Here is a 25,107-nt window from a genome sequence, read left to right as displayed (position 1 = left end):
CTCGACGACAAAAGTTCCGCCCTCCGCGCGCAAGGTCGGGTCGAGATCCGCGGGAAAATCTCGCGTGCGAGGAACCCTTGCCAGCCAGGCGCTCAGTTCGCGGGGTGTCGTGACAGGATGGATCGCTGCGCGCTCAGCCTTGGCCTTGTCATTCCCCGCGGCATTTGCGTACGTGGACACGGTCAGCAGCGCGAGGGGAAGGAATGCCATGAGCCCTCGCGGCTTGAATGTAATGGAAGTTTCCATTACATGACAGATTGAAAGGATTATCCGGATGAACGCGCTTACCGTCACCGCCAAAGGACAAATCACGCTTAAGAGGGATTTGCTCCAGCATATGGGTATCCATCCCGGCGACAAGCTCAGCATCGACAAGATGCCGGGAGGCGAAATCCGGATCCGGGCCGAGCGGCCTTCGGGAAGCATTGCCGATTTCTGCGGATCGCTGAAGCGGGAAGGGCAGCGGTCTCTTTCGATCGAAGAAATGAACGAGATCATCGGCAAAGGCTGGGCCGGAGAGCTGTGAAGGTCACGGCGGACACCAACATTCTGGTTCGCGCGGCCACGCAGGATGATGCGAAACAAGGACCAATTGCTCGTAAGCTCGTGTCGAGCGCGGAACTGGTCGCTGTGCCGCTTTCGGCACTTTGCGAGTTCTGCTGGGTTCTCAAGGTCGGCTACAAATTGAGCTCTGCGGAGATTGCGAACTCTGTTCGGCTGCTGCTGAACGCCGGCAATGTCGTCATGGATCGGGGAGCGGCAGAGGCCGGCCTGGCCCTGCTCGATGCTGGCGGCGACTTTGCCGATGGCGTCATCGCGCATGATGGCCAGTGGCTGGGCGCCGATGTCTTCATGAGCTTTGACAAAAAGGCCGTAAAGTTGCTGCAGGCCACAGGGCATAACGCCGCCCATCCCGATTGAGAGGGATATGCGTTCAGCCCATGGAGTGGAGTTCAAAGGGAAGGGCGCGCTCATTACCGGTCAGCCCGTTGTTCGGTGGCGCCGGGCGCATCATCAGCCGCGCTGGCGGAAACCGGACCATTGGCTAGCGCGTCGAAGAAGCCACCTTCCTCGCCTGCGCCCGTCATGAACTGCTCGGGCCGGATGTCGCCGTTCAATAGCCGCACCGCCTGATAGGCCATTGCCGAGAGATTGGGATATGCCTCCACCCCGCTGGCGATGATCATCCGCTGCTGACTGTCGCGCTTGATGACCATGGTCGTTGGCGTCACCTTGACGCCGAATCGTTGACCCAGCTCAGGATGGGTATCGAGATCCTGGCGGATCACCTGCCAGCCAAACTCCTCCTGGAAGCGCTGGGCGATCGGCCACTGCACGCGGCAATAGCCACAGCTTGTCCGGCTGAACATGACGAGGGCATAGCCGCGAGCATTGGCGCGCAGATAGGCGCGGCGCGCCGCTTCCTTCTCGGCGCCCAGCGCCGCGCGCGCGTCGCCGACCATGGGATTGGCGGACCTAGAATTGAGCTCCGGGTGAGTGAGCATCGCAATTTGCGTGACCCCGGCAAAAGCGCGAGCCTTGCGCCGCGCAAAATCCTGCAGCCGCCAGAAATCGGAGACTGCCTCGACGCTCAGCACGGTCGCAGCATAATCGCGTTGGGCTTCGATCAGTTTGCGAATGCGGGGCGGCGACCATTTGGCGAGCTCCGGCATTGGGGGAATGATCGGCTTCTCGATCACCTCTTCCTGCCCATCCTCTGCCGGCGTGGGCGGCGTTTCATACCACCAATAGCCCTGGCGGACGTTTGCGGGCTTGGAAGGCGAGGTTTCACACATGCCGGTCGTCGGGCTGACCAACGCTGCGGCGAAAATGAGTGATGGGAGGGCGCTCCGGATCACAGCACACGCTCCATGCGCGTGAGCGCCGAGATCGGGACCAGCCCGAAATAGCGGCTGTCGAACCCGTCCTTGTAGGAAGAGCCGATATAGGCCTGACCCTTGGGCACAGGGCCGTTCTTCCAGCGGAAACAGTCGAGCCGCTGCCCGGCATGGCCATAGGGCTTGCTCACACCGATGAGGCTGCCGTTACAGAAGAAGGCGGCCTCCAGCCTTTTGGGGTAATGATCGGAATGCATCGTGTAGGCCGCGAGGTAATCGCCGGGCAAGCAGAGCGCATATTTGGTGACGTTGACCGGCAGGGGCCCCGCAAGCGCATGGCGCAGCTCGAACATGACGAGGTCATGCCGTTTGATCGGGCCGCCGACCCTCCGGACTGCCCAGGCGTCGATCGAGGGACTGCGGACCCAGATGAGCTGGGGCAGCGCCCACCAGACGAACAGCGCGATGGCGGTGACGATGAGCATCGCCCTAGCGAGGCGGCTCTGGAAGAAGGGCTGGCCCTGGTCGGTCGATTGAAGGGCGGCGGCGGCGTGCCGGGGAAGATCGCGGACACTTGGCCAGATGAATTTACCGGCGTTCCAGGCGAGTCTGAGCATCGCGCACCTCCTCTTTTCCGCCAAGGCGGGCATAGGTTTCGAGCATCCCGGAGAGTGCCGCGTCGCCATAGACGATATGGCTGGACTTCGACGATGCGGGCCCTTCCTCCTCTCGCTCGCAATAGGGCTTAGTCGGATCACCGGGCAGCATTCCGAGAGCAGGCACACGGGCCACGCCATGCTGGCGGAACAAGATCGGATCGACGATGAGTTGGACATCGCGCATTGTGCAGGCCGGTCCTTCGCAGCCCGGATCGAGCCGGAGGATCTGCGCCGAGAGCTTCGCCATGGGGCCGACTTTGCTGAGGCCACCGGGCATACCGCGGAATGCCAGCACGCCCCGCGCGCGTTCGAGCTGGCCGGCATAGGTACGCAAGGTGGTTATTGGCATTGACGATGACACGAAGAGAACCGGCACCCAGGACGTAGCAGGCGTCGGGGCAACCGCTTGCGCCGCAGCCATCGTCGATGGCGCCTCGAGGCCCAGCGCCTCAGCCAGCCGCTTGCTCATCGCCTCGCGATCCCGCGCAAGCTGGGCTTCGCCCGCTTTTCGCGCGGCGCGCGCCCGTTCCTCAAGGCGTGGATCGGATTTACGCGAGCGAAGCGCGTCGAACGCGCGTTTGCGCAATGCCGGGGAAGGCGCGGGGATGTTGGGGGAGGGGATCGGCTTGTCTGCCTTGGTGTCCCTTTGCGCCCGTGCTTGGGCGTCCGCCAAGGTTTCCATGGCCTTCTCAGCCTCGGCGGTAGAAGCCAATTTCGCCGTGGGCTGCGTCATTTGCGGCGCGGCCTGCGCTGCCGTGATCGCGCAGCCGGCAGCCAGGGTCACGGATGTGATCAGCCTAATTCTGGACGGCGTTGAGATAGGCATCGACGCGCTCCTCCATGTCGGATTGGATGAGATCGGCCGATCGGGCCTCGATCTCGGTGTAATATTCGCTGAGGTCCATCTTGCTGAAGTCGAGGGCCTGGAACTCCTGCGCAGTGAAGCCGCGACAGTTGGGCGACTTGACCTCGCCCCAGCCATTGGCGAACGCCTTCAATTGCGGTCGGCCCTGTTCCTGGATGATGCGGCCCAGCTTGCTGTTGAAGCAGCACTGGCTCTTTGCCTTCTGGACGCAGATGCCCAGGATTTTGGACGAGCAATAGGTGCCGACCTCATGGCACATGCCCGAGCCGCGCAGCATCCCGGCCTCCATATCCTGTTGATCACAGCCCTGGAGCAGCACCTCCATCATGAAATTGATGGCTAGGCTGATGGCGATCGAGGTCGGATCGATGCCGACAATCAGCGCATTGGCGCCCGCGCTCGCCGCCTGGCTTGCCGTCGCGCCGGCCTTGAAGGCGGTGTAGGCGGCCTTCATGCCGGTGAATACGCCCTTGGCGATGGCGATCTTGGTGCCGATCGAACCGATCGACGATCCCATCCCATCATGCAAGATCTTGTCCTTGTCTTTGCAGCAATTCTGGAATGTGACGCTGAGGCCCGGCGGGCGGCAGCGTAGCTTGCGCCCGCCGAAAATTTCGATCGTGCCAAGGCAATTGCCGTCCTCGTCGACCTCGCCATCTGCGGCGGTGCCAGGATCATCGACCAGCACCTCCTCTTCAACCGGGTTGGCGCCGGTGTCGATGCAGCTATGGGGCGAGCAGCTCGGCGCAGAGACGCCGTCGGCCGACAGGCAGGCATATTGGCTCCCAAGCGGACAGGCATAGCTGCCGGCGGTGTCCATCGTGCAGGCCGTCTGCTCGATCGGGCAGAGGTGATCGCCGCCTGCGCTCGCCGTGCAGCTAGCGATTTCGCCGTCGTCGGCCGCATCGCCATTGCCGTTGAGATCGGCGGCGCAAAGCCATTGCTGCGCATGGGCGAGCTGGGGCTGGCCGCAGGTCGCCAGCAGCAGCGTCGCCCAGGCGATAAGAGATTTGGGCGCCCTCATTGCGCACCTGCCGTGCAAACCAGGTCCGCGCCTGCGAGCCGCACCGTTTGCATCATGGTCACGGCTTCGGGAAAATCGTCAAGGCAGCCGCAGGCCGAGACGATCTCCTCGCCATCGCCTGCCGGACAGACATTGTCGGCCGAGCAGGCATGATAATAGCTGTCCCAGCCCTGGGCCGAGGTCTGGAGTTCGCCCACCACGCCATCGGGAGCGGCATCGCTGTTGGTCCTGGCTTTCCGCGTCTTGCAGATCGGTTCGCAAGCCGCGACGCTGTCCTGCGTCGGCATCGAGAAGGCGCGGGAGGTCTCCTGGACGCTGCCATCGGCCGCTTGAATCCGGTCGTTGAGCACCGTCTCGGTCGAGCGGTCGATGATATAGGCGGCGCGGGAGAGGTCGGGCGTAGCCTGCCCGCCTGTGTCGATGATGCAGGCGTAGCGCCTATCCTTCCGGAAGAAATCGCGGGTCAATTGGACAGCGCAGCTGCCCGTGCCCAACGTCCGCGTCTGGGGCAGTGGCAAGAGGCCAGTGCCGACCCCGTTGTTGAACGTCACAACGTCATCGACACTCTCGCTTTTGAGGCGGCATTGCGGGTCCGCGCCGTAGCCTGAGCATAGATCGACCAGTCGCTCGGTCGTCTCGCAGCCTGTGTCCACCTGCACTTCGAGCGTGACATAGCCCCAATTCCCACCACCGCCGCCTCGCACGCGCGCGCCGACGACCGTCGCGCCGCTGGTCAGCTGGGATGTGATGTCGATGGCAGTCCTGTTGTACCAGGGGTCATCGCTGATGCGACAATCGCCCGATGGCAATGCTTCGCCGAGCCATGGGCGCTTTCCCGCATAGCCGACAATCTTGCCGTTGACCCTGGCCTGGACCCAGTCGTCGGCGCCCATTTCGACGATGCGAGCGGATTTTATCCGAGCAGGCGCCAGTGGCTCGAATGTTGCGCTGTAGATGGGCGGTACGCTGTCGCAGCTGCCCGAGCCGCGGATCTCATAGCGCCGGCAGTCAGTGCCGCAGCTCGTGACCTTGCTGACCGACCCGCGCACGGCTACTATGTCGTCGAAACGCCATTCCTTGACGGCGACCTCGCGCTCGATCGAACAACTGCGGACCTGCTCGGTTTTGCCGCTGCCTGCGGCAGACCCCGCCAGAGCCTGAAAGACACTGCTTGCCTGCGAGACGGAAGTGGCGTCTCCCTGAATGTCGGTCGGGTTGCTGCGATAGCGCGTAGCTGAAACTTGCGGATCAGCAGTGCAGGATGTGGTTTGCGCCCCGGTATAGCGGATCATGGCCCCCTCAACCTGCGCCTGCGCGACACCGATGCGCGGATCGGCGGTCGTGAGGGCGCCGACCACGCCGCCGCCCAGATCTTTCAGAACCTCCGAGATGTTGCCCCAGGGCAGGTTCGTCCCGCAACTGTTGTTGATGCAGTAGCAGCCCGACAGGCTCGTCATCTGGGTTTGCGCGAGATTGATATTGAGCGCGCCATCGACTGCCCAGCCATAATAGCGGCAGCCTTCCCAGGTGCCGGGATTGCAGGCGATGACGCCATTGGCGCAGATGCCCGAGATCGGCACCGGGAGCAGGGTCTGGCTGTCGAACGTGCCGTCAAAATCGCGATCATGGGAGATGCGGACCTGTGTGAGGTCGCCAGTGCTTCCCGGCTGCACCAGCAGTTCAAGCAAGGTCGATGTCTTCTGGCAGCTTAAGGACGCGGTGAACCCGGTCTTCCCATCGACCGTGGTGATGGTCTGGCCGCTCAGGCCCGGGGTCACATAGTTGGACTGCAGGGCATCGCTGGAGCCGGTGCGGGCGCGCGAGGCGGTCGCCGCGCTGCGGGCGCGGTCCTTGACGTTGGGCTCGGCTTCCTGCGCGACGGCAGCGGCCGACAGGAGAAGTGTGGAGTTCAAGACTGCAAAGAGCAGATGGCGCCGGACAGTCATGACCGATCGCCCCAGACAGTGCGGCTTCCGGTCCGTAGCCTGATAAGTTCTCCGGTCGACAGGCGAAATACGGCCTGGCCTTCAAAGATGGTCAGCGCGGCGTCAAGCGGCGGGCGAGGAGAGGGGGCACGCTGCTTCATGGGGGTTACGGTCGCGCTGACCGGGTTTGGAGTGGCGCCAGCTAAGGGGGGCGACGCCGCTCCGGCATCGCGCGCGTCCAGCCGGCCCCGGGGGCTGTGGCGGGCAGACGAGGCGGCCTTTGGGCCGCGCACGGTGCATGGGGTGGGTGATCTGCTCATGGCGCCCCTAGAGGCGATCGGGCCGCGCCCGGTCGGCATAGGGAAGGATGAGGGTGCGAACGGCGCGAGAAGGCCGAAGCATTGGCGTCGCCGGCGCATCGATCAGGCCCTGCAATTCGCGATAGACGCTGTCGCGATAGCCTTGATACGCGCTTCGGGCTGCGGCCGCCTTCGCCTTGCTGGTGCGCGCTAGTGGGCTCGCTGCGGATGGTGATGCCGTCGCGCCCTGCGCCTTCAGCAGCGCCTTGTCGTTTGTGACCGTGGGGTCCGAGCGCGACGGGCGATCCGCCACCGCATCGGCATAGGCCTTGTCGGGATGGATGCACTGGCCATGGTCGCTATTCTTGCAGGAGAATTTCTCCGAATAGGGCGACATCAGCGATCCGATGCTCGCGCAGCCGGACAGCGTTACGAGGGCTGGGATGATCCATGCTATATGGGTTATGGATCGCTGCTGGCCTGGAGACGGCATGGGCTTTGACTCCTGTATCGGTGTCGCGCAGCGCATCAGAATTTCGCTCCCGCGCTTGGCTTGATTTCGAGGGAGACGCCTTCCTGGATGACCAAGACGACGTCCTTGGCGGCGCCGACCTCGACGATCGGGCCGGCCTGCCGCGCGAGATCGAGATAGAAGTCGGTGAGCTTCTCGGAGGACTTGCCGAGCCCGCCGGCGATCCCGGACTTGGCGGCCTCGCCCGCATCGAGCGTGCGGACATTGCCCAGCGCCGAGGTCGAAATATCGCCGAAGCTGGATTCGACCGATTGCGAGAAGCCGCTGACGGTGCCAGCGATGAAGGAACGGGCGAGCGCGGCGCCGGCCCTGGTAACGACCTTGCCCGAGAGGCCTTTCTTCCCATCGGTATCGACGAAGAAGCCCTTGATGGGCTGATCGACCACCGATCGTTCGTCAAAATCGACGCAGGAGAGCGAGACCAGCTGCACCTCGACCCGTTCCTTGGCGAGGCTGCCGGTGGCGTTGCCGACGACGAAGCAGCCGGCAAGGTTCGCCTTGACGTCATTGGGCAGGACCGCAGGCGCCTGAACCCTCGCGATCAGCGGTTCGGGATTGCTGGTCGCATCCCGGCTCGCCAAGGCGTCGATCCCGGTCAGAAGCCGCGCCTTCATGAAACCAGGCGGCAAATAGATCGTGCGGGCTTTTTTTTTGGGTGCGGCTGCTCCTGTCCCATCGGTCACCGTTATGGCGCTAGCGCTGGTCGCGCTGCCGATCGAGCCCACCACCTTCTCCTGCGGTGGGGCAGGCGGCGCGGCGGGCGCCGTGGGCGGGGGCGGAATGTCGTTCTGCTCGGGTCCCGATTGCGCGCCCTGTCCGCCGGTCGGCGGATATCGCAAGCGACCCAAGCAGGATCAGGCCGAACAGGGGCTTAGCGCGCTTCATGGGCCGTATCCTTCCTCGATGCGGACGAGCCGGTGAGGCGCGACAGCGAAACATGGGCGCCGAGCCTGAAAGTCCGCCGCTCGGGCTGTTGCACGTTAGCAGGGCGTGACCTCTCTCGGATCACAAAGTCACCGCCTTCGGCAGTGATATGCTGGTGCGGCGCGCTGAGGGATTTTGGAAATCCATCTTCAATTTCCCGCCCTGGCCGGGATGGTGTCGCCGCTTGCACTGCAAGGCTGGCTGACGCCAGACAAGTAAAGGCAATAATCATCGCGAACTCCCACATTTGGGGGAAGCGCCCCGCCTTGCTTCAACTCGCCGACACCGAAGCCTGGTGTCGACATTGGTCGAGCCTTGGTTAGATCCTTATGTCCAGGTCAGCCCGTCTTGTTCTCGGCTCCGGACTTCCTGTCGCGCAGCATCATCCATCGCTTTGCCGTCTCCGCGTCACGCGGCGCGATGCCCTTCAGCCAGAAGTCGAACCAGGCGATATTGCGTTCATAGACGGCGAGGCGGTGGGCAGCCTGCCATTTGATATGCTGCTCGTCCGGGAAGACATAGGCGTCGACCGGTTGCCCGAAAAAACGCAATGCCCTGATCGACACCAGCGAGTGGAGATATTCGGCGTCGGAAAGATTGAACAAAACAGGCGTGGAAATCTTCGCTGCATTGCGGGAAACCGACATATTGGCCCAGAAAGGCTGATCATTGTCCGACAGACGCGGGTACCAGTGACGATGATGGCCTCTGAATGGCTATCACCCGCGCCTGGGGCGTGGGCGCGCTTGTGAACCACCGCGCTCCCCTGGGCATATTCGATCTGAAGCGGAGATTTCTGCTCCAGAACGGCAAGAGCCTGCGATCCCGTCATGCGCCCCTTGATGGCAGGAGCGATCAAATCACCGATCTCCTGCGCATCATAAAGGACCTCCAGGCTGCTGGCCTGGGCGATGGCGCGCAGGGTCGTTTCCATTGGCTGCGACGGAAGATCAAAGTCGGCGCCGACGTCCTGCTGCGCCGACGCGATGATGGGAAATGCCGCTGCATTGATGCACACCGAGGCGAGGAGAGTCGGTAGCAATTTGCGGGTAATACTCATAAAGCCCCCTTCGGCCCGGCTTGTTCATTTTGCCGGGCTCATGGGGCTTTCACGCCTCGCTGAGGTGTCTCCCTAAATCATAGGTGAATTTTTTTCTGCTGCCGCCGCCGCAAGATGATCCGTTCCCTGCTTACCTCTCGCTCTAGGTCAAAAAGAGCGGCAAGCTTGATGCTCAACGCCGCCGTGTCCTTCAGCGAGAATATGCCAGACACCCGCAGCCGCCCTGTCTCGACGTCGCCGATCTGGATGGGCCGACGGGCGTAGCGATTGGCCTCGGCCACGATATCGATCAGCGGCTCGTCATGAAATTCGCCTTTTGCCTGCGTCCATAAATTTAGTTCTTGGGCGGCAATGGGCAGAGGGGTTTCCAGGCGAGGAGCGAAGATCGTCTTTTCCCCTGGGCGCAACCGTTGGCGAGTGGTGGTTCCAGAGTCGGCCACAGTGACATCGACCGCGCCCCGGAGCAGAGCGACCGACACTTTCCCGCTTTCGGCGAGACGCACGTCAAATATCGTACCGCGCGCGGTTACCGTCCCCGCGCCGGCGGCTACATTGAATGGACGCTGCTCATGAGCGACCTCGAACCGGGCACGCCCTCGGACAAGTCTGAGGCGTCGGTCTTTTGACGTAAACGCGACCTGCACCTCGCTGTTCGTATCGAGAAGGATGGACGATCCATCCGGTAGCGCGACGCGCCGTATCTGGCCGACGGCGCTCGCAATGGTGAATTGATCTGGTGACGCGTCCTGCAGCCGCCCTGCCTCCTGGCGACCAAGGCCGACATGAAACATCACCTTCGCCGAGATTGCACCCATGCCAATAAGAAGGGCGATCATTGCCAGGCCGCGCTTGCCTGGCCCGGATCGCGGCTTTTCGTTGCCACGGCTTTTATCAGGATCATCCACTCGTCCACTGTCGGTGAATATCTCTGCCACTTTGTTATAGGCCGCCCGGTGCAGTGCACCGCGGGCAAGCCAGGCTTTGAAATCCGGCTCATGCGATTTGGCGTCGGGACCGCGCATTTTGGCGAACCAATCTGCCGCGTCGTCGTAGAGCTGATTGCCCAAGCGTGCGATGGGATCCGGTCTCTCGTCAGTCATGCCTGATCCACTCCTCTCACAAGCGCCTTCAACGCCGCTGATATGTGATACTCGATCGCCTTGACGCTCAGATTCATCTCCTGCGCTATCTCGATATAGGTTCGCCCGCCCAAGCGATGCATCAGATAAATGCGTCTGGTTTTCTCGGGTAGTTGGTCAATAACCCTTTGATATTGTTGCTTCACGTCTTCGGCCTCAAGGTTCAATGACTGCTCTGGTGGCGACGCAAGCAGCCTGCCTTCATCGATCGGCACGTCGATGACAAGGCGCCTCCATCTGGCATCGCGCCGAACGCTGCTGACGAGCAAATTGCTGGCTATTCTGAGCAAATAGGGCAGGGGATCTCCCTCGATACTGGCGCGGGACAAACGGAGAAATGCGTCATGCATGAGATCCTGTGCCTCGGCTTCGTGCCGCGTTCGACGTGAGAAAAAGCGGAGGAGGCGGCTGGATTCATGTCGATAGAGCGCCTCGATCGAGGCCGCTGGCACGGGCGCACGGCCTCCACGACCGTCTGGAACAATGTCATTCATTGCCTGGATACCTTCCAGGCACTGCGTCGCTGCCCAAGGATGAGCAAAGGCAAGAGATGAACATGGGATAACGCTACATGCCGACACGAACCATCCGGAAAACCGGACCAATCCGCTCACGCTGTCGCCGCCGTTCGCTCTGCGCCATCAGCGCCGGGCTTTGATCCGGTACGGCCGCTCGGCCGTCATGGACGAGCGTGATTGATGCCTGACGAGAAAATCTGCGAGAGGTCGCCGGCAGTCCTGTCTCGCTTCCTTCAAGTCTGCATAGCGGCACCGCCCTGTCAAGGGGAAGGGCAGGGTCTCCTGTCGTTGGCCATGACGATGCATTTTCGCTCCCCAGGCCGAATAAATCGGCCCGGGGAGCTTTTTGGATCAGCCGTTGAGCTTGTCCTTGATCGCCTTGGCAGGCGTGAAACCGAGCTTACGCGATGCAGCAATGCTCATCGGTTCGCCAGTCCGCGGATTGCGGCCGTCGCGTGCCGGGCTCGCCTTGACCTTGAACTTGCCAAAGCCGTTGATCGAGATTTCTTCGCCCTTGGCGGCGGCATTGGCGATCGCTTCAACAAAGCCGTCCAGGATTTTCTTCGCGTCGGTCTTGGTGACGCCCTGGGCGGCGGCGACCGCCTCGACCAGCTCAGTGGTATTCATCAGCTAAGTTTCCCTCTTGTAGGAAGCGTCGCTCATGCCGAGAAGCCGCCAGCCGGTCGATGGGAAAGTGCGTGCCGTACTGGCGGGCGTATCCCTGTTTCACCATCAAATCTGGCTTCGGAATGCCTCGATCAAGGCAATCTGTTCGTCTCCCAGGGCGTCCACAGCGCCACTATATTGGCGCTCGCCAAGCAGCTCCGACGGGCACCGTCCTTCCACATTGCCGAGATTGGGCCGATGAACCTGATAGCCGATCAGGCGCGCCAGATCCGGTGAAAATCGCTTTGCCATTTCGGGCGGGTAAACGAGCGTCTGGATTTCATAGGGTTTGAGCCAGCCAAGCGAATAGCTGACGATCATACCTCGGCGCGCAGCCATGCTCCGGTTCGCGCCGCCACAATGCAGGGTCGATCCCAGAAACAGAAGCGCGGACCCTGGAGCGATCTCCAGCGACACGCCCTCGTCTGGATCGATCAGGTCTTCGTCGCGCCGACGATGGCTGCCGGGCCATAGGATGGTCGAACCGTTCTCTGGTCGATAGGGCGTGAATGGCCACATCACATTCACCAGATACTCCGCCTCATGGTCGCTGGGGAGCATGCGGCTGACCGGCCACATATCCTGATCGCGGTGGGGCACTTGCTGCTCGGCGCCCGGTTGGATTTCGATCGCCTGTGTAAGGTTGAGCTGGATATTGTCGCACCATGGGCCCAGGATGTTTTCGACGATGTCGAGAATGAGCGGATGCTGGACGAAAAGGGCGGCAAAGGGCGATCGGTTCAGCAGACCGCCAAACCGCACGGTGTCGGCCCCATAGAAGGGGCCTTGGGACACCGGGGTCGCTTCAAAGCTGTCGCCAAGGTCGCAAGCGAGGCCTTCCACCATCGCCGGCGGAATTATGTTCTCGACGAGGCAGAACCCGTGGCTCCTCAGAGCATTGAGGTGAGGGTCGGCCGCATGGCCAATGCGTTGGTGCTTCACTGGACCTCTCCCCGATCAAGCGAGGGGTCGAACGAGGTCTGAACGGGTGTTTCGTCCCAGGTCCCCGCCTGCATCATGAGGCCCGGCGTGTCTTCATCGATCGCGATCTCCAGCGCGCCGACCATGCCGCCCGGGTCCATCTGCGGAAGACCCAGCACCTTGCATTGCCAGCCATAGGCCATGACCTCAGGCATATACCAGGCATGGGTCACGCAGCAGAAGGCACTGATCCCGTTATGCAGCGCGAACTGGACAGCCGATGTCAGCAGGCGATTGCGGATGCCGCGACGTTCCGCCGCGCGGATGCGCGGACTGAGACACAATCGGGAAAGTTCCCAGACCGCTCGCGATCTGGGTGCTCCGGCATCGCAGAGATGGTCGAAGAAATCGCCGATGATCGTGGGCCGATGGGTGGGCAACAGGCGCATCGATCCCAGATGGGTGCCATCCGGGAGCCCGACGATGAGGTAGATTGTATCGGGACCGTCAAACTGGTCGATCTCATACCTGCCGTCCAGGGCTGGTAAATCCCACCCCAGCAAGTCGATAAAGACCCGCTTTCGGTCGCGATACATGTCCGCCATGAGCGCGTCGGGCACGCGCGCAGATACACCCTGTTGAAATGACAGCATCACGTTCCTCCTGTGTGTGAGACAGGCAGGATGCGAAGGATGGCGATTCCGCGCTATTCCCCGAAAGGGGGTGATTTAGTGCAATCGCAACATGTCTCGGTAGCAGAGTTGTCCGTCGAATAACGCGCGGACGATCAACAAAGTCCTCTTGCATACGCCGTAGCGCCGCATGGCGCTCAGGACATGCTTGTCTACGGTGTCTTCTGACACGCCCAGTATCACGCTCGTTTCCCAATTGGTCTTGCCTGAGCCGACATGCACCAGGCAATCCAGTTGCCGCTGGGTGAGTTCAGGAATTTTCGAAGTCGGGGCAGGATCCTTATTTGTAATCCTGCGCGCCACCTCGAAGCAGAACATTCCCACCAGCTGGGCGCACCCGATAATGTGGGGCGTCAGCTCAACCGGCCGATCACTTGCAAAGGAGCATGTACCCCGATACTCGCCCGCCACCTGAACCGGGACAGTAAATCCATCACGCAATCCATGGGCGCGCGCCTCGTGCAAGATCCGCCGCTGGCGACGGCTCAGGCGAATGATCTGGGGTACCTCGCCCCAGCCAAAACCTGTCAATCGGCGATTGCTGGCAGCCAGGATGGGATCGTCCTGAAAATAACGGTTCGCGATTACCGGCGGCGGGCGGAACGACCTTGACGATGAGGTGCCTTTCTAACGGCAGACAAGACGGGCCGGGAAGCGCCGTCACGCTCTCCCGGCCCGGAATGGTCATCCTCTCAGGAAGGAGCAACCCCATGAGCAAACCAACCGCCTCCCGGAGCGTGAGCAGCTTTGCCGACCTGCCGGAACTCTATGCCGAACTCATCGCCACGCCCGATTTTGAGGCATCGTTCGGCGATCCTCTCCCGCTTACGATCATGGAACGCGGCGAGGAACCCGCCGAATATGACATGCCCGAACCCATCGCCGCGCAGGCGGAATGCGGCGGCATCATCGCGTCCATTTTCGACCTCTTCACTGACACCCGCCTTGAAGCGCTGGCGCCCGAAGTCGCATGGGGCATGGTCAATTCGCTGCACTTTGTTGCGGGGAAGCTGGAGCGGCGGGAGGATCAGCTTGCCGACAATATCCGCGATATGGCGCGGCGGCTGGAGCCGGGCGAAGTCTTCATGAAGGAACTGGAGGACAACCAGCTTGAATGCCAGTCAGTGGCCGAACAACGCGAAGCCATTGAGGCGATGAGGGATTATGCCGCCGCCATGTATCGCACCTGCTCAGGTCGCCCATGGTCCCCGGCGCGGGGATCGCGGGCCTCCCAAGTGACCACCGCAAGCCAGATTTCTGCGCTCGACTTCCTGCGCGTCCGGGCAGAGAAGAGGCGGGACCGCTATGACCCGCAAGGCCCCATCGTCGTCGTTTCCGGCCCGCAGAAGTGGCACGACGTCCGCATTATCTGGAACAGGCTGGACCAGATCAGGGCGCGCATTCCGCGCATGATGTTGGTGACGACAGGGCAGCGGCTAGGCGTGGACGTCATCGCCGCCGCATGGGCCGCGCAAAGGGGCGTGCATCTTGTGACCTACGGAATCTATGGACGCGGAGCGAGCGCAGGATTCAAGCGCAACCGCGAGATCGCAGCGCTGATGCCGGTTGAGGCAATCTTGTGCGAGGGATCGGGGATTCAGCAGGCCCTCTATGAATTGTTCAACCCGCAGAACGGGCATCGCGTGCCGACGCATGTCTTTTTGGCGAGTGAGCAGGCACCCGACATTCCCATCAAGCGCAGGCGGCGCGTGATACCCGCCTAGACACCAAGGCAGAAAAGGAAGGGACCGGCCCGCAAATGCGCCCCGGTCCTTTTTTCGTGCCTGCGGCACGATCCTATATCGCTAGTGCTGGACCACCGAAAGCGCCTTGCCGTCGTCATTCGCTCCGCCGCCTTCCGGCGGCTTGCTTCGCGCCTTCGCAGGCTTCTTGAGTGGCGGCGGTTCAGGTGTCGCGCTGGCACCGGGCAGAGCCTTGAGCGCGGCGATTGCAGCACCGCCACCGGCCCGGATGGCGTGGCTAAGCACCTCCCGAAATTCGCGCTCGCTCAGCCTTTCGACGGCAAGCTCCGCAGCGATTTTTCCATAGTGCGCACGTAAGACGCGCCGCGCCGATTCCGCCTCTTGGGCAAGGCTATGTTGATCGGCCTCTATCTTCGCGAGCCGCTCGCGATCCGTCATCTTGGGCATGTATCGACTCCTCATTGCAAGGGTCTGCCCGCCGTCCCCGACTATTCCCCAAGGAGCAGACGCTTGCAACGCTCATCCCAGATCGCCCGCTTTGACGACCGCAGGAAACTCCGTTCGAGGAGGCCCGCCCGCGCCGTCTGATAACGGACGCAGCGGCCAGGCGCTGCGAAGGGCGGACGCACGGCCCCAAGGCCGATGTAATGCACCCTACGCACGGGTGCTGCGCGGGAATATATCATAAAATCAATGATATATGGTCGAATACGGATAATCGCCCGAAACCACATTTTGTGGTCCATGTACCACAAGCGGGAATGGCAGGCCTCGAAACCCGCCGTAATCCGGCCTTTTTGGGCGGAATACATGTATTACACGCGATCGATTTGAACCCGAGCGCAATCAAGGGTATAAGGGCGGCGCTTCACGACATCCGCAGGGCTCCAGCTATTGGAGCATCCCTGTGGTCAAAGTTAATTTTAGGATCGAAGAGGAGCTCCATGAGCGCCTCGTTCGGCGCGCCACGGCCGCCGACCTCAGCCTGTCGGAGTTTATCAGGCTGGTTCTAGCGCAGGCCGCCGAACCCAATCGCGGCTATATCTTCTCGTCCAAGGATGAGATCCTTGCCACCAGTATTCAGATTCTTTCCATCCTCGTCGTCGCGGTAGGGCGGCGATCGCCGGAAGCGGTCGAACAGGGGATGGCCGAAGCCCGCGCCCTGCTCGCTGAGAGGGGGCTGCTCGATCCGGAACTGGAACCAAATCCGGGTGCCCGGGAGGCGGGACGATGAGTATCTTCCGCAACGATACGCTCGGCTCCTGGACCCGTGGCGGCCAGGCTATCGTCCACAACGTCCGAATGACGACCCAGGTCTTTTTCCAGACCATGTCGGCCTGTCTGGTGCTCTGGGTCATGGGCATCCTCTGGTACTGCTTCGAGACCCTGACCGCCTATCAGCGCTATGTGCTGGTCCAGCTGGCCCTTGCGGAATTCCGGAAGGATGCGACACGGGGCGCCGCCGATCCGGTCCAGTTTCAGACGCCCGGCGGTCACAAATATTGGACGACGGCGGATGCCTTACTGAACTCCGGGGTTGCGAGAAAAACGCTGGAGGCGGGCGAAGCAGCGCTCATCACCGGCGCCCTCATCGGAGGCATCGGGGCCGCGCTCGCTCTCGGTTGGGCCTGGTATTATTTCACGCGGACCGGACGGGGGTTGGGGTCGAACCAGTTCCTCCGGGGCGCCCGATTCGGGACCCTCAGATCGATCCGGCGGCTCCTGCGCCGATACCGCAAGGGCAGTTTCACCATCGGCGGCGTGGCGATGCCGCACGCCTTCGAGCCGGAGCATATTGTCCTGTGCGGCGCGCCCGGCACGGGCAAGACCAACATCATCACGACGATGCTGGAGGGTATCAGGAAAAACGGAAAGCGCGCGATCGTCTATGATACCGCTGGCTCCTTCGTTGAAAAATTCTACCGGCCGGGGAAGGACATTCTCCTCAATCCTCTCGACCAGCGAACCGACCATTGGTCGCCCTGGGTCGATGTCCCTCGGGAATATCATTATGACCAGATCGCCCAGTCCACGATCCCCGACAAGGCGGGCGATCCTTTCTGGGCGAAGGCAGCGCGGGGGACGCTGGTCGGCGTCCTGCGCAAGCTCGCTAGGCAGAAACACACGCTGGTCTCCATTCTTCTCGATCGCCTTCTTCGGTCGGGGCTGAAGGACCTCGTCGCTTTCGCCGAGGGGACCGAGGCCGCAGCCTTCATCAGCACGGAAGGAGACCGGACCTCCGCCGGTATCCAGGCGGAGCTTGCGTCGGTCATGCGTAGCTTTGCCTATCTCGACGACACCGCCAACGGCTTTTCCATTCGCAGTTGGGTGGAGAATGAGACGGATGACAGTTGGCTCTTCATCACGGTGAAGGCGGATCAACTTCCCTCCTTGCGGCCGCTCATCACCGTCTGGATCGATATTGCCATCGGGGCGATCATGAGCATGAAGCCCGACCCTGAGCGGCGGCTCTATTGCATCATCGATGAGCTACCGACGCTTCAACGGTTGCCGTCGCTCAGCGACTTCCTCGCCCGCGCGCGCAAATATGGCGGCTGCGGGATACTAGGGTTCCAATCCTATCCTCAGCTTGAGGCCACCTATGGCATTCAGGATGCCGCGGCGATCACCGGCTACTGTTCAACCTGGATAGCCCTGCGCGCCAACGACACGCCAACGGCGAAGCATGTCTCGGAAAATCTGGGGCAGGTGGAGCAGATCGAAGCGAATGAGGGCATGTCCTACGGGGTCAACGACATGCGAGATGGGGTCAACCTTTCGCGGATGCAGGTGACCCGGCCGCTGGTCATGCATACGGAGGTCACGAACCTCCCCAACCTGTCCGGCTTTCTACGTTTTGGTCGCGACCTTCCCGTCATCCGTTTCGCAGATCGGTTCAACCCAATCTCGAACATCGCACCCGCATTCGTCGAACGCACCAAACCGCCCATTCGGCTCCCGCTGGCCGATGAGATTATCCAGGCCGCCCGCGCCGCAGCGGAAGAACGGGCAGCGCAAAGCGGTCAGGCAGCGGGCCGCATTCGCAAGAAAGCCGCTCGCAAGAGCGGATGGGTGCCGCCGCCGCAGAACGCTCCTCGGTCCGAAAAGTCTGCGCCCGAGCTGCCCCTCGGACAAACGCCAGAGGTTTCACCCCCAGACCGCAAGCAGGAGAAAACAACACCACCCAGCCCATCCATGCTCGGCGCTCGGGCTGGCGCGCGCACGGTTCCGCTGTTGCGGCACGGCCGGGTCAACGAGATCCCGGGAGAGGCTGATCCGGCATGATCCATCCCCGCCGCCTGTCAGGCTCGGCCGGCAACATCGCCCGCTATTATACGGTGGGCGACTATTATACGAAGGGCTCCGACGAGCACAGTGAATGGGCCGGGAAGGTCGCCGTCGAACTGGGCCTTGAGGGGGCGGTCGACCCGACGACATTCAAGGAGTTGCTGGCGGGCAGGGTAGAGGGACGGCAACTTGGCCGGCGGCGCGCCGATGGTACGATCCGGCATCATCCGGGATGGGACTTTGCGGTCAACGCCCCCAAGTCCGTCTCGATCATGGCCCTGGTGGCGCAGGATCAACGCGTGCTCGAAGCGCACGAGCAGGCCGTCGGGGAGGCGATCTCCTGGCTGGAGGAACATGCCGCCTATCGTTTCCGGTGGCAGGGGGAGATCGTCCATGAGACGACCGGACGGATAGTCGCAGCCCGCTTCACCGAACATGCCAGCCGGGAACTCGATCCTCACCTCCATACCCATATCGTGGTGATGAACATCACCGATCGCGAGGACGGCGCGCCCATGACCAGCATGGAAACCCGGGCGATGTTCGCCGAGCAGATGGTCGCTGGCCAAATCTATCGGAATGGGCTCGCCCAGAAACTGCATGCCCACGGCTTTGAACTCGAAACTGATCCCCACCGGGGACTGTTCGAAATTAGGGGCGTGCCCAAGAGCCTGATCGCAGATTGGTCCAAGCGCGCCGAACAGATCGATGCACACGCGGAGGAACATGGTCGCAAGGGGCAAGCCGCTCGCGTCGCCTCCTTCTATCAGACCCGCAAGGCCAAGCAGAAAACGACGACAGAAGGCCTTCGCGAGCGCTGGGACAAGGAGGCGGGGCCCCTCCTCGAAATGCTCCATAAGGTGAAGGGCGCCGCCGACCGGGATGGGGTGATCGACCATGAGGGCAGTCGTGCCATTGCCGGGCGCGCCGCGCTGTTCGGCATCCGCAACATGGAAACGCGCGAAGCGGTGAATAGCCAGGGTCAGCTGATCCGAACGGGGCTCGCGGTCCATGTGGGAGAAGTGAGCCTCCGTGATGTCCTTCCCTTTGTGAGGGATCACGAACAGCGGGAAAAGCTCCTGACTACGCGAACCCAGACCGGCGATGCTCTCCTGACGCGCGGGCGCACGAGCCGCGCAACCGCCCGGCTTGAGATTGCTCTGTCGAAACACCTGGCAATGGCATTGGACGATACTAGGCCTTTGGCATCGACCGACCGCCTACTGTTGGTCCTGGAGGGGGAGGGGCTTTCCTCGCAACAAGAGCGGGCGCTCGCCACGCTCGCCACGTCCCGCGACCGCCTGGTCGGAATCCATGGGGTGGCGGGCTCCGGTAAGTCGACCCTGGTCCGGGCGTTGGTCGCAACGGTGGATGCGGATGTCCGGGTGCAAGCCCTCGCGCCGACCTCATCGGCCGCAGCAGAACTCGGGAAGAAAGCGAAAATTCCCTCCCAGACGGTCATGAACTTGATCGTGTCGGGCGGACGGAAACTGGACGCTCGCGATCTTCTGGTGGTCGATGAAGCCGGGCAGCTCAGTAACCGGCAGGCCCTGCGGCTCCTGGAAGTCAGTCGGGATACCGGCGCTCGGATTCTCTTCCTCGGCGACAACAAGCAGACAGGCGCGATCGAACAAGGGAAGGCATTCTGGCTTCTTCAGCAGCTTGGATTGCCAAAGGCGGAGCTCTCCGAATCGCTGCGGCAGCAAAACAATCAGAAGATGATGAAGGCGGTCATGAAGGCGCGCCTTGGAGAATATGCGCGGGCGATCGGCTTTCTGGACGGCGTCGTGAGCGGGGACAAAGCGAGCAAGCTTGCGAAAAATCTCGTCGATCAATGGATGCAACTGGCCCCCGAAACGCGCGCCGCGACGAACATCCTTGTTCTCGACAATGCGACCCGGATCACGGTCAACGCAAATGTCCGGCGCGGGCTCCAGAAGGAAGGTGTCATCGCCATCCAGGAAGTGCCGTTGAAAATCCTCGCGCCAGCGGGTCTGACGAGTGAGGAGCGTCGAATGGCACGCCTCTATTCCAAGGGCCAGGTCGTCATGTTCAACCGTGATGTTGATCAGTTGGGGATCGCCCGGCAGGCGGAATATGCGGTCGTCGGTTTCGGGCGAGAGGAGAGTGGACGCGAGGTCGTCAGGCTGGAAGATCAGCAGGGCCGAATCATCCTTTGGGACCCCCGCCGAACGCGCGCTTCCATGGTCAGCGTCTTCAACGTACAGGACCGGGGCCTCGCAAAGGGTGATCGAATCCAATGGCGCCTGGCGACGAAGGAGCTGGGACTAAAAAATGCCGAGCGGGGCACGGTCGAGCGCATAGAGAACGAGCGGGCCACGATCCGATGGGATCGAACGGGCGAACGACAGGAGATCGACTTCTCGAAATACAAGACCTGGGATCACGGCTATGCGGAGACGGTCTACTCCTCGCAGTCGAAAACCTACCCGCGGGTCTTTGTTCTCGCTCCCGTCGACTCCCCGCTGGTGACGGGGCAAAATTTCTACACCGCGATCACTCGTGCCGAATTTAGCGTGACGCTCTGGACCGAGAACCGGGCGGACCTCGCGGAGAAATTGAAGCGCAATTCCGGCCAGAAGACCTCGTCCCTGGAAGGGCTGGACCTGATCAAGCGAAGCGGAACGGAAGCACGGCTCGAAAGGGAAGCCGCCCGCATCCAGAAAGAACACGACCTCTATGACGTGCAGCGGCGTGAACTGGCCCTTCTGCGCACCGAACGCAGAAACCGTAATCGAGGGAGCGAGCCCAAGGGTCTGGCCGGCGCAGGGCTTCGCGCAACGGAAACCCTCACGGCGCTCATCGAGCGCATGCTTCGGAACCAGCCGCAGCCGGAAATCTCCCAGCCCAAACAGCCGGATCGGACGACCGAGGTGCGCAGGGACCGAGGGCGCGACCGATGATCGGGCGGTGTTGTGCAACGCTTCTGGCCGGCGGCTTCGCTTCCACGCTGATCGTTCAGGCAGCGCCAGCTTATGGTGAGGCGAGGGACCTGGACATGCTGGCGGCGGAGAAGGCGATCAATCAATGCATCCATCGGGCAGCTTCCGGCCGGCCATGGCTTGCCCAAACCCTGCGGGCCTTGAGGAAGCGGGAGGGGGGATGGATTGGTGCAGAAGTCAGGAATAGGGATGGTTCCGTCGACCTGGGGCCGATGCAGGTCAACAGTTGGTGGGTTCCTCGAATCGCCCGAATGATCGGGCGGAGCGAATCGCAGATCAAGTCGTGGCTGCGGGATGATCCGTGCTTCAATGTCGATGCGGCCCGCTGGATATTTCTCTCAGCGCTCCACGACGTAAAGGATTTCTGGCGGGCAGTGGGCATTTATCACAGCCCTACCCGCTGGCGACAAATGCGATATTCGCGAAGCATCGCCTCGATCATGTTGATCCAGCGACAGGCATTCGTCGCCTCGCCATTGCGGGAACGAAAATTCAGGAAGTCACATTTGGTTATTTTCGGACCTCGCTAGCGTTCGCACTTCGAACGGTTCGGCACGGCCGATAGCGAGAGTGAAATTTACAGGCTTTTAGGTGACTTTGGCTTGTGTACTCTGGTCGCGTCCGTCAATGTGGTGTAGAATTGGGTGTGGCCAGCGGGCTGCATTTTCAGGCGGCCTTGGGTGTAATCTGTAGCGGCTGTGCCTCCTCGATCATTGGTGTAGCAAGGGCGGCCATGCCCTCGATCTGCATGTAGCGGTGCTGGAGCTGGTATTCGTCATTCTGCTCCAGCAGGACGGCGCCGACGAGGCGGATGATGCTATCCTCGTTCGGGAAGATGCCGACGACATCGGCGCGGCGCTTCACTTCCTTGTTCAGGCGTTCCAGTGGATTGGTGGAATGTAATTTGACGCGGTGCTGCTCGGGGAAGGTCATGTAGGCCAGCACGTCGTGCTCGGCATCGTCCATGCAGGCGCCGAGCTTTGGCCAGCGGGTACGCAACTGGTCGGCGACCTGGCGCCAGACCTGTGTCGCGGCGGCATGGTCGGGCTGGAGGAAGACCTGGCGGATGGCAGCGGCGACGACGGTGTTCTGGCCCTTGGGCACGTAGGCCAGGGCATTGCGCATGAAGTGGACGCGGCACCGCTGCCAGGTGGCGCTGAGCACGCGAGTGATCGCTGCCTTGAGGCCCTCGTGGGCATCGGAGATGACCAGCTTCACGCCGGTCAGTCCGCGGCGTGCGAGGTCCTTGAGGAAGCTCGACCAGAATGGCTCGGCTTCGGAGGGTCCAATGTGAAGGCCAACGATTTCGCGCTTGCCCTCGGTGTTGACGGCAACGGCTATTATCGCGGCGACACTGACGATCCGCCCGCCCTCGCGCACCTTGAGGTAGGTAGCATCGAGCCAGAGGTAGGGCCAGTCGCCGGTGAGCGGCCGCTTAAGGAAGGCATGGACACGTTCGTCGATATCCTTGCACAGCTTGGACACCGAGGATTTGGAGATGCCGGTCATGCCCATGGCCTGCACCAGCTCGTCGACACGCCGGGTGCTGACGCCGGCGATCCACGCCTCCTGGATCACCGCGACCAGCGCCTTCTCGACGGTCTTCCTGGGTTCCAGGAAGCCAGGGAAGTAGGCGCCGGTCCGTAGCTTGGGAATCCTCAGGTTGAGCGTGCCGAGCCGGGTATCGAGGCTGCGGTCGCGGTAGCCGTTCCGCCAGGTCGTCCGGTCGCCGGAGCGCTCGTGTCGGCTAGCGCCGACCAGGCCATCGACGTCGGCCTCCATGATGATCTGTAATACGCTCTCGGCGATCGTGCGCAGGAAATCTCCATCTCCAGTCTTCGCCATCAGCTCGGCAAGCGGTAGTCTGTCGTCGGTCATCGGGATCAACTCCTCGGTGGGCGTGTGAAGTGTGGTAACTCCACCTTACCGATGAGCCCGGTGGCCACCGAGATCGAAATCGCATGGGGTGGGGCATGCCCCACCCCATGCGATCATCTCAATCTACACCAGAAATTACACCACGAGCGCGGACGCTAACTGTACTCTTCGCGTAGATAACAGCCTCCCGTGGCTTCCTCGCGGCAGATTGGAGCCTCCCTATAAAGGGCGATGCGCGTTGCTTTCAGATCGGACGTGGATTGCCCCATCCACGCCCGTTTGACATTCGTTCCATGGCGTTCCAGAGTGTCGCTTGCCGCAACTGTTGGAATTTTGTTGGAAACTGCGACAGGGGTGGCAATAAAGTAGCTTATTTTTCAACGTTGTACCGGGCAGTGGGGTTAGTCGGCGCAATATTCCCAGCGCCCGGCATTGCAGGCCGCTACGGCCCGGCGCCATTCCGCCATTCTCTGCGCATATTCGCCGCGGGCGTCGGCATAGCTGTCGCGATCGCCTTGCGCCTGGCGGTAGTTGCGCATGATCCTGGCGTCGCGCTGACGGACATAGGCGAGCTGCTGCTGATTCATCCTTCTGATGATCGCGCTGTCGCGTGCCCGTGCTGCGGCGCTGCGCATCGTCGGATCATTGGGGTCGTCCGCATGCGCCGTCACGGGCAGCAGGGCTGCACCTATCGCAAGCGCCAACGCACAGGATCCAAGCTTCATGAATGCGCCCCTCTTTATCAGTCGCCTTCCTTCGCGCGGGAGAGGGCGCAAGGCAATCGATTTGCGATAAATGGAGAGCGCCCCGCAGGTTTCCGACCTGCTTCCGCATGTGCAGCCTGGCAAATGCGGCTGAGGCAACTTCACGGGCGATGCCGCGTTACCCTGCTTCCAATACGATGGTGAAGATGATGAACGGCACGGAGAGTTATGGCGAACGTCTGACGATACTGGCGCGCATAGGGTTCGCGGCGCGCGGGATGGTGTATCTTCTCATCGGACTGTTCGCCATAGACGTCGCGCGCCACGGCGGCCAACCAAGCGACAATCAGGGCGTTCTCGGCTCCCTTTCCCAAAGCAGCCTGGGGTCGTTCCTGCTCCTGCTCTGCGCGGCGGGTTTCGCGGGCTATGCGCTCTGGCGCTTGATCGAAGCCGCTCTCGACCCCGAACATCGCAGCCGCAGCCTGAAGGGAAGGCTGGAACGGGCAGGCTATGCCATGAGTGGAATCGTGTACGGGGCACTCGCCTTGGCGGCGGTCAACCTGGTGCTTCGCAAGGCGCCGGCAGCCGAAGGAAGTCCCGGCGACCGGACGGCGCAAGGCTGGTCCGCCTGGCTGCTCGATCAGCCGGGCGGTCAGGCCGTGCTCGTCATTTGCGGGGTCATATTCTTCTTCATTGCGCTCGCACAGGCGGTAAAGGCCTATCGGGGCCGTTTCGACGAACTCGCGGCCGATGTGCCGGTGCCGGAAGCCGTGCGCTGGGCCGGACGGATCGGCTATGCGGCCCGCGCCATCGTCTTCGCCATGATCGGGTGGTTCGTGATCAACGCTGCCTTGCATGCCGATCCCGACGAGGCGGGCGGGTTGGGCGCGGCCCTCAGGCAGCTCCGCGATCAGGAGCATGGGCCGCTGCTGCTCTTCATCGTGGCGAGCGGGCTCGCGCTGTTCGGCCTGTTCAGCATTGTGGAAGCGCTATATCGCCATGTCAGGATCGACGGTTCGCAGCTTCGGGAAATTGCCCGGACGGCCAGACAATGAATGGAAAGGGAACAAGAATTAAGGCCTGATTGTTTCCCCAGTCTCTTAAGGAGGAGGATGGAGATGGTAGAAGTTCACAGGGATCGCTATACGGATGACCGTGTCGTGGTTCATAAACATCGCGGCGGGCGGACCGTTGCGATTGCCTTGATCATCGTTCTGGCGATTGTCGGAATATTGTTCGCAACCGGCTTCTGGAAAGCCGATGTTTCCGGTGGAGATGTTCCGGAGGTCAGTGTGAAGGGCGGCGAACTTCCCAAGGTGGACGTCGATTCCAAGGCGGTCGTCGTCGGCACAAAGAAGGAAACCATCGACGTGCCGACAGTGGGCGTGAAGGATAATGGCGAAGAATAAAGGCCGATTGTAAATTCAGCGCCGGCGCCCTGTCCCGAAAGGGACGGGGCGTTTTGTTATGGCAGGGGGCCTGCCTTCCCTTGCGAAGTCGTCGGCTACC

At 62.1% G+C, this 25,107-nt stretch carries 25 protein-coding genes and 2 pseudogenes; 10 read left to right on the top strand and 17 right to left on the bottom strand.

The genetic code is table 11. The annotated features are described in order from the left end of the window. Positions 1–274 precede the first annotated feature (274 nt). Together TZ53_RS06000 and TZ53_RS05995 are read left to right on the top strand one after the other, a co-directional pair. Positions 275–526: an AbrB/MazE/SpoVT family DNA-binding domain-containing protein gene (locus TZ53_RS06000; protein ID WP_044660700.1), complete on the top strand. Its 252-nt coding sequence runs from the start codon at positions 275–277 to the stop codon at positions 524–526. Beyond that, the gene (locus TZ53_RS05995; protein ID WP_044660699.1) at positions 523–921 is read left to right on the top strand and encodes a type II toxin-antitoxin system VapC family toxin; all 399 of its coding nucleotides are present in this window, start codon (positions 523–525) and stop codon (positions 919–921) included. Before TZ53_RS06000 ends, TZ53_RS05995 begins: the two co-directional genes overlap by 4 nt. A 53-nt stretch (positions 922–974) precedes the next feature. On the opposite strand, the gene TZ53_RS05990 is transcribed toward TZ53_RS05995, so the two are convergent. The 8 genes and pseudogenes from TZ53_RS05990 to TZ53_RS05955 all read right to left on the bottom strand — a co-directional run bounded on the left by TZ53_RS05990 (position 975) and on the right by TZ53_RS05955 (position 8,713). Further along, positions 975–1,796: a conjugal transfer protein TraF gene (locus TZ53_RS05990; RefSeq protein WP_044662891.1), complete on the bottom strand. Its 822-nt coding sequence runs from the start codon at positions 1,794–1,796 to the stop codon at positions 975–977. A 59-nt stretch (positions 1,797–1,855) separates the two neighbouring features. Next, positions 1,856–2,455, bottom strand: a complete 600-nt coding sequence (locus TZ53_RS05985) for a S26 family signal peptidase (protein WP_044660698.1) — start codon at positions 2,453–2,455, stop codon at positions 1,856–1,858. Then, positions 2,427–3,281: a TrbC family F-type conjugative pilus assembly protein gene (locus TZ53_RS05980; RefSeq protein WP_272947350.1), complete on the bottom strand. Its 855-nt coding sequence runs from the start codon at positions 3,279–3,281 to the stop codon at positions 2,427–2,429. Before TZ53_RS05980 ends, TZ53_RS05985 begins: the two co-directional genes overlap by 29 nt. A 13-nt stretch (positions 3,282–3,294) precedes the next feature. After that, positions 3,295–4,386 carry a conjugal transfer protein TraN gene (traN, locus tag TZ53_RS05975; RefSeq protein ID WP_044660697.1) on the bottom strand — a complete coding sequence of 364 codons (1,092 nt, stop codon included), beginning with the start codon at positions 4,384–4,386 and terminating at the stop codon, positions 3,295–3,297. Next, on the bottom strand, positions 4,383–6,299 hold the full coding sequence (locus tag TZ53_RS05970; RefSeq protein WP_337589245.1) for a hypothetical protein: 1,917 nt from the start codon (positions 6,297–6,299) through the stop codon (positions 4,383–4,385). Before TZ53_RS05970 ends, traN begins: the two co-directional genes overlap by 4 nt. A 342-nt stretch (positions 6,300–6,641) precedes the next feature. Beyond that, positions 6,642–7,103: pseudogene (locus TZ53_RS05965) on the bottom strand (TraV family lipoprotein); the annotation flags it as partial. A 35-nt stretch (positions 7,104–7,138) separates the two neighbouring features. Next, positions 7,139–7,921 (bottom strand): annotated as a pseudogene (locus TZ53_RS05960) (TraB/VirB10 family protein); the annotation flags it as partial. A 483-nt stretch (positions 7,922–8,404) separates the two neighbouring features. Continuing rightward, entirely contained in the window at positions 8,405–8,713 is a 309-nt protein-coding gene (locus TZ53_RS05955; protein ID WP_044660695.1) for a hypothetical protein, read from the bottom strand. A 65-nt stretch (positions 8,714–8,778) separates the two neighbouring features. Between TZ53_RS05955 and TZ53_RS05950 the strand changes: the two genes are divergently transcribed. After that, positions 8,779–9,105 (top strand): hypothetical protein, encoded by a 327-nt coding sequence (locus tag TZ53_RS05950; RefSeq protein WP_044660694.1) that lies wholly within the window; start codon positions 8,779–8,781, stop codon positions 9,103–9,105. A 98-nt stretch (positions 9,106–9,203) separates the two neighbouring features. Here the strand turns inward: TZ53_RS05950 and TZ53_RS05945 are convergent, their stop codons facing one another. From TZ53_RS05945 to TZ53_RS05920, 6 genes are all read right to left on the bottom strand, one after another. Then, on the bottom strand, positions 9,204–10,226 hold the full coding sequence (locus tag TZ53_RS05945) for a FecR family protein (protein ID WP_044660693.1): 1,023 nt from the start codon (positions 10,224–10,226) through the stop codon (positions 9,204–9,206). Further along, a complete protein-coding gene (locus TZ53_RS05940; RefSeq protein ID WP_084694326.1) occupies positions 10,223–10,759 on the bottom strand; it encodes an RNA polymerase sigma factor in 537 nt (178 codons plus the stop codon). Before TZ53_RS05940 ends, TZ53_RS05945 begins: the two co-directional genes overlap by 4 nt. Positions 10,760–11,134: 375 nt before the next feature. After that, positions 11,135–11,410, bottom strand: coding sequence for an HU family DNA-binding protein (locus tag TZ53_RS05935; protein WP_044660691.1), 276 nt, complete (start codon positions 11,408–11,410; stop codon positions 11,135–11,137). A 105-nt stretch (positions 11,411–11,515) separates the two neighbouring features. Then, positions 11,516–12,391 (bottom strand): phytanoyl-CoA dioxygenase family protein, encoded by an 876-nt coding sequence (locus TZ53_RS05930; RefSeq protein ID WP_044660690.1) that lies wholly within the window; start codon positions 12,389–12,391, stop codon positions 11,516–11,518. Further along, positions 12,388–13,023 (bottom strand): acyl-homoserine-lactone synthase, encoded by a 636-nt coding sequence (locus TZ53_RS05925; RefSeq protein WP_044660689.1) that lies wholly within the window; start codon positions 13,021–13,023, stop codon positions 12,388–12,390. Before TZ53_RS05925 ends, TZ53_RS05930 begins: the two co-directional genes overlap by 4 nt. Positions 13,024–13,098: 75 nt before the next feature. After that, positions 13,099–13,593: a helix-turn-helix transcriptional regulator gene (locus TZ53_RS05920; RefSeq protein ID WP_052628117.1), complete on the bottom strand. Its 495-nt coding sequence runs from the start codon at positions 13,591–13,593 to the stop codon at positions 13,099–13,101. Between the two features lie 179 nt (positions 13,594–13,772). Between TZ53_RS05920 and TZ53_RS05915 the strand changes: the two genes are divergently transcribed. Next, on the top strand, positions 13,773–14,786 hold the full coding sequence (locus tag TZ53_RS05915; protein WP_044660688.1) for a DUF2493 domain-containing protein: 1,014 nt from the start codon (positions 13,773–13,775) through the stop codon (positions 14,784–14,786). A gap of 81 nt (positions 14,787–14,867) precedes the next feature. On the opposite strand, the gene TZ53_RS05910 is transcribed toward TZ53_RS05915, so the two are convergent. After that, entirely contained in the window at positions 14,868–15,212 is a 345-nt protein-coding gene (locus tag TZ53_RS05910; RefSeq protein WP_044660687.1) for a hypothetical protein, read from the bottom strand. Positions 15,213–15,672: 460 nt separating this feature from the next. On the opposite strand from TZ53_RS05910, the gene TZ53_RS05905 reads away from it, so the two are divergent. From TZ53_RS05905 to TZ53_RS05890, 4 genes are read left to right on the top strand one after another with little or no spacing between them, the layout of a single operon-like run. After that, positions 15,673–15,999, top strand: a complete 327-nt coding sequence (locus tag TZ53_RS05905) for a toxin-antitoxin system HicB family antitoxin (protein WP_044660686.1) — start codon at positions 15,673–15,675, stop codon at positions 15,997–15,999. Then, a complete protein-coding gene (locus TZ53_RS05900) occupies positions 15,996–18,050 on the top strand; it encodes a type IV secretion system DNA-binding domain-containing protein (protein ID WP_044660685.1) in 2,055 nt (684 codons plus the stop codon). Before TZ53_RS05905 ends, TZ53_RS05900 begins: the two co-directional genes overlap by 4 nt. Next, positions 18,047–20,977: a MobF family relaxase gene (gene mobF, locus TZ53_RS05895; protein ID WP_044660684.1), complete on the top strand. Its 2,931-nt coding sequence runs from the start codon at positions 18,047–18,049 to the stop codon at positions 20,975–20,977. The genes TZ53_RS05900 and mobF overlap by 4 nt, the downstream gene beginning before the upstream one ends. Next, positions 20,974–21,546: a lytic transglycosylase domain-containing protein gene (locus TZ53_RS05890; RefSeq protein ID WP_238320122.1), complete on the top strand. Its 573-nt coding sequence runs from the start codon at positions 20,974–20,976 to the stop codon at positions 21,544–21,546. The genes mobF and TZ53_RS05890 overlap by 4 nt, the downstream gene beginning before the upstream one ends. Before the next feature lie 136 nt (positions 21,547–21,682). On the opposite strand, the gene TZ53_RS05885 is transcribed toward TZ53_RS05890, so the two are convergent. Together TZ53_RS05885 and TZ53_RS05880 are read right to left on the bottom strand one after the other, a co-directional pair. Beyond that, on the bottom strand, positions 21,683–22,894 hold the full coding sequence (locus TZ53_RS05885) for an IS256 family transposase (RefSeq protein WP_011950834.1): 1,212 nt from the start codon (positions 22,892–22,894) through the stop codon (positions 21,683–21,685). Between the two features lie 401 nt (positions 22,895–23,295). Next, the gene (locus tag TZ53_RS05880; RefSeq protein WP_044660683.1) at positions 23,296–23,619 is read right to left on the bottom strand and encodes a hypothetical protein; all 324 of its coding nucleotides are present in this window, start codon (positions 23,617–23,619) and stop codon (positions 23,296–23,298) included. Between the two features lie 176 nt (positions 23,620–23,795). Between TZ53_RS05880 and TZ53_RS05875 the strand changes: the two genes are divergently transcribed. Together TZ53_RS05875 and TZ53_RS05870 are read left to right on the top strand one after the other, a co-directional pair. After that, positions 23,796–24,653: a DUF1206 domain-containing protein gene (locus TZ53_RS05875; RefSeq protein WP_172668303.1), complete on the top strand. Its 858-nt coding sequence runs from the start codon at positions 23,796–23,798 to the stop codon at positions 24,651–24,653. Between the two features lie 63 nt (positions 24,654–24,716). Further along, positions 24,717–25,007, top strand: a complete 291-nt coding sequence (locus TZ53_RS05870) for a hypothetical protein (protein WP_025548405.1) — start codon at positions 24,717–24,719, stop codon at positions 25,005–25,007. Positions 25,008–25,107: the final 100 nt, after the last annotated feature.

The sequence above is a fragment of the Sphingobium sp. YBL2 genome, assembly GCF_000943805.1.
Classification (GTDB): Bacteria; Pseudomonadota; Alphaproteobacteria; order Sphingomonadales; family Sphingomonadaceae; genus Sphingobium; species Sphingobium fuliginis.
Note: the sequence above shows the minus strand (reverse complement) of the source record. Positions and strands in the feature narration are given on the sequence as shown.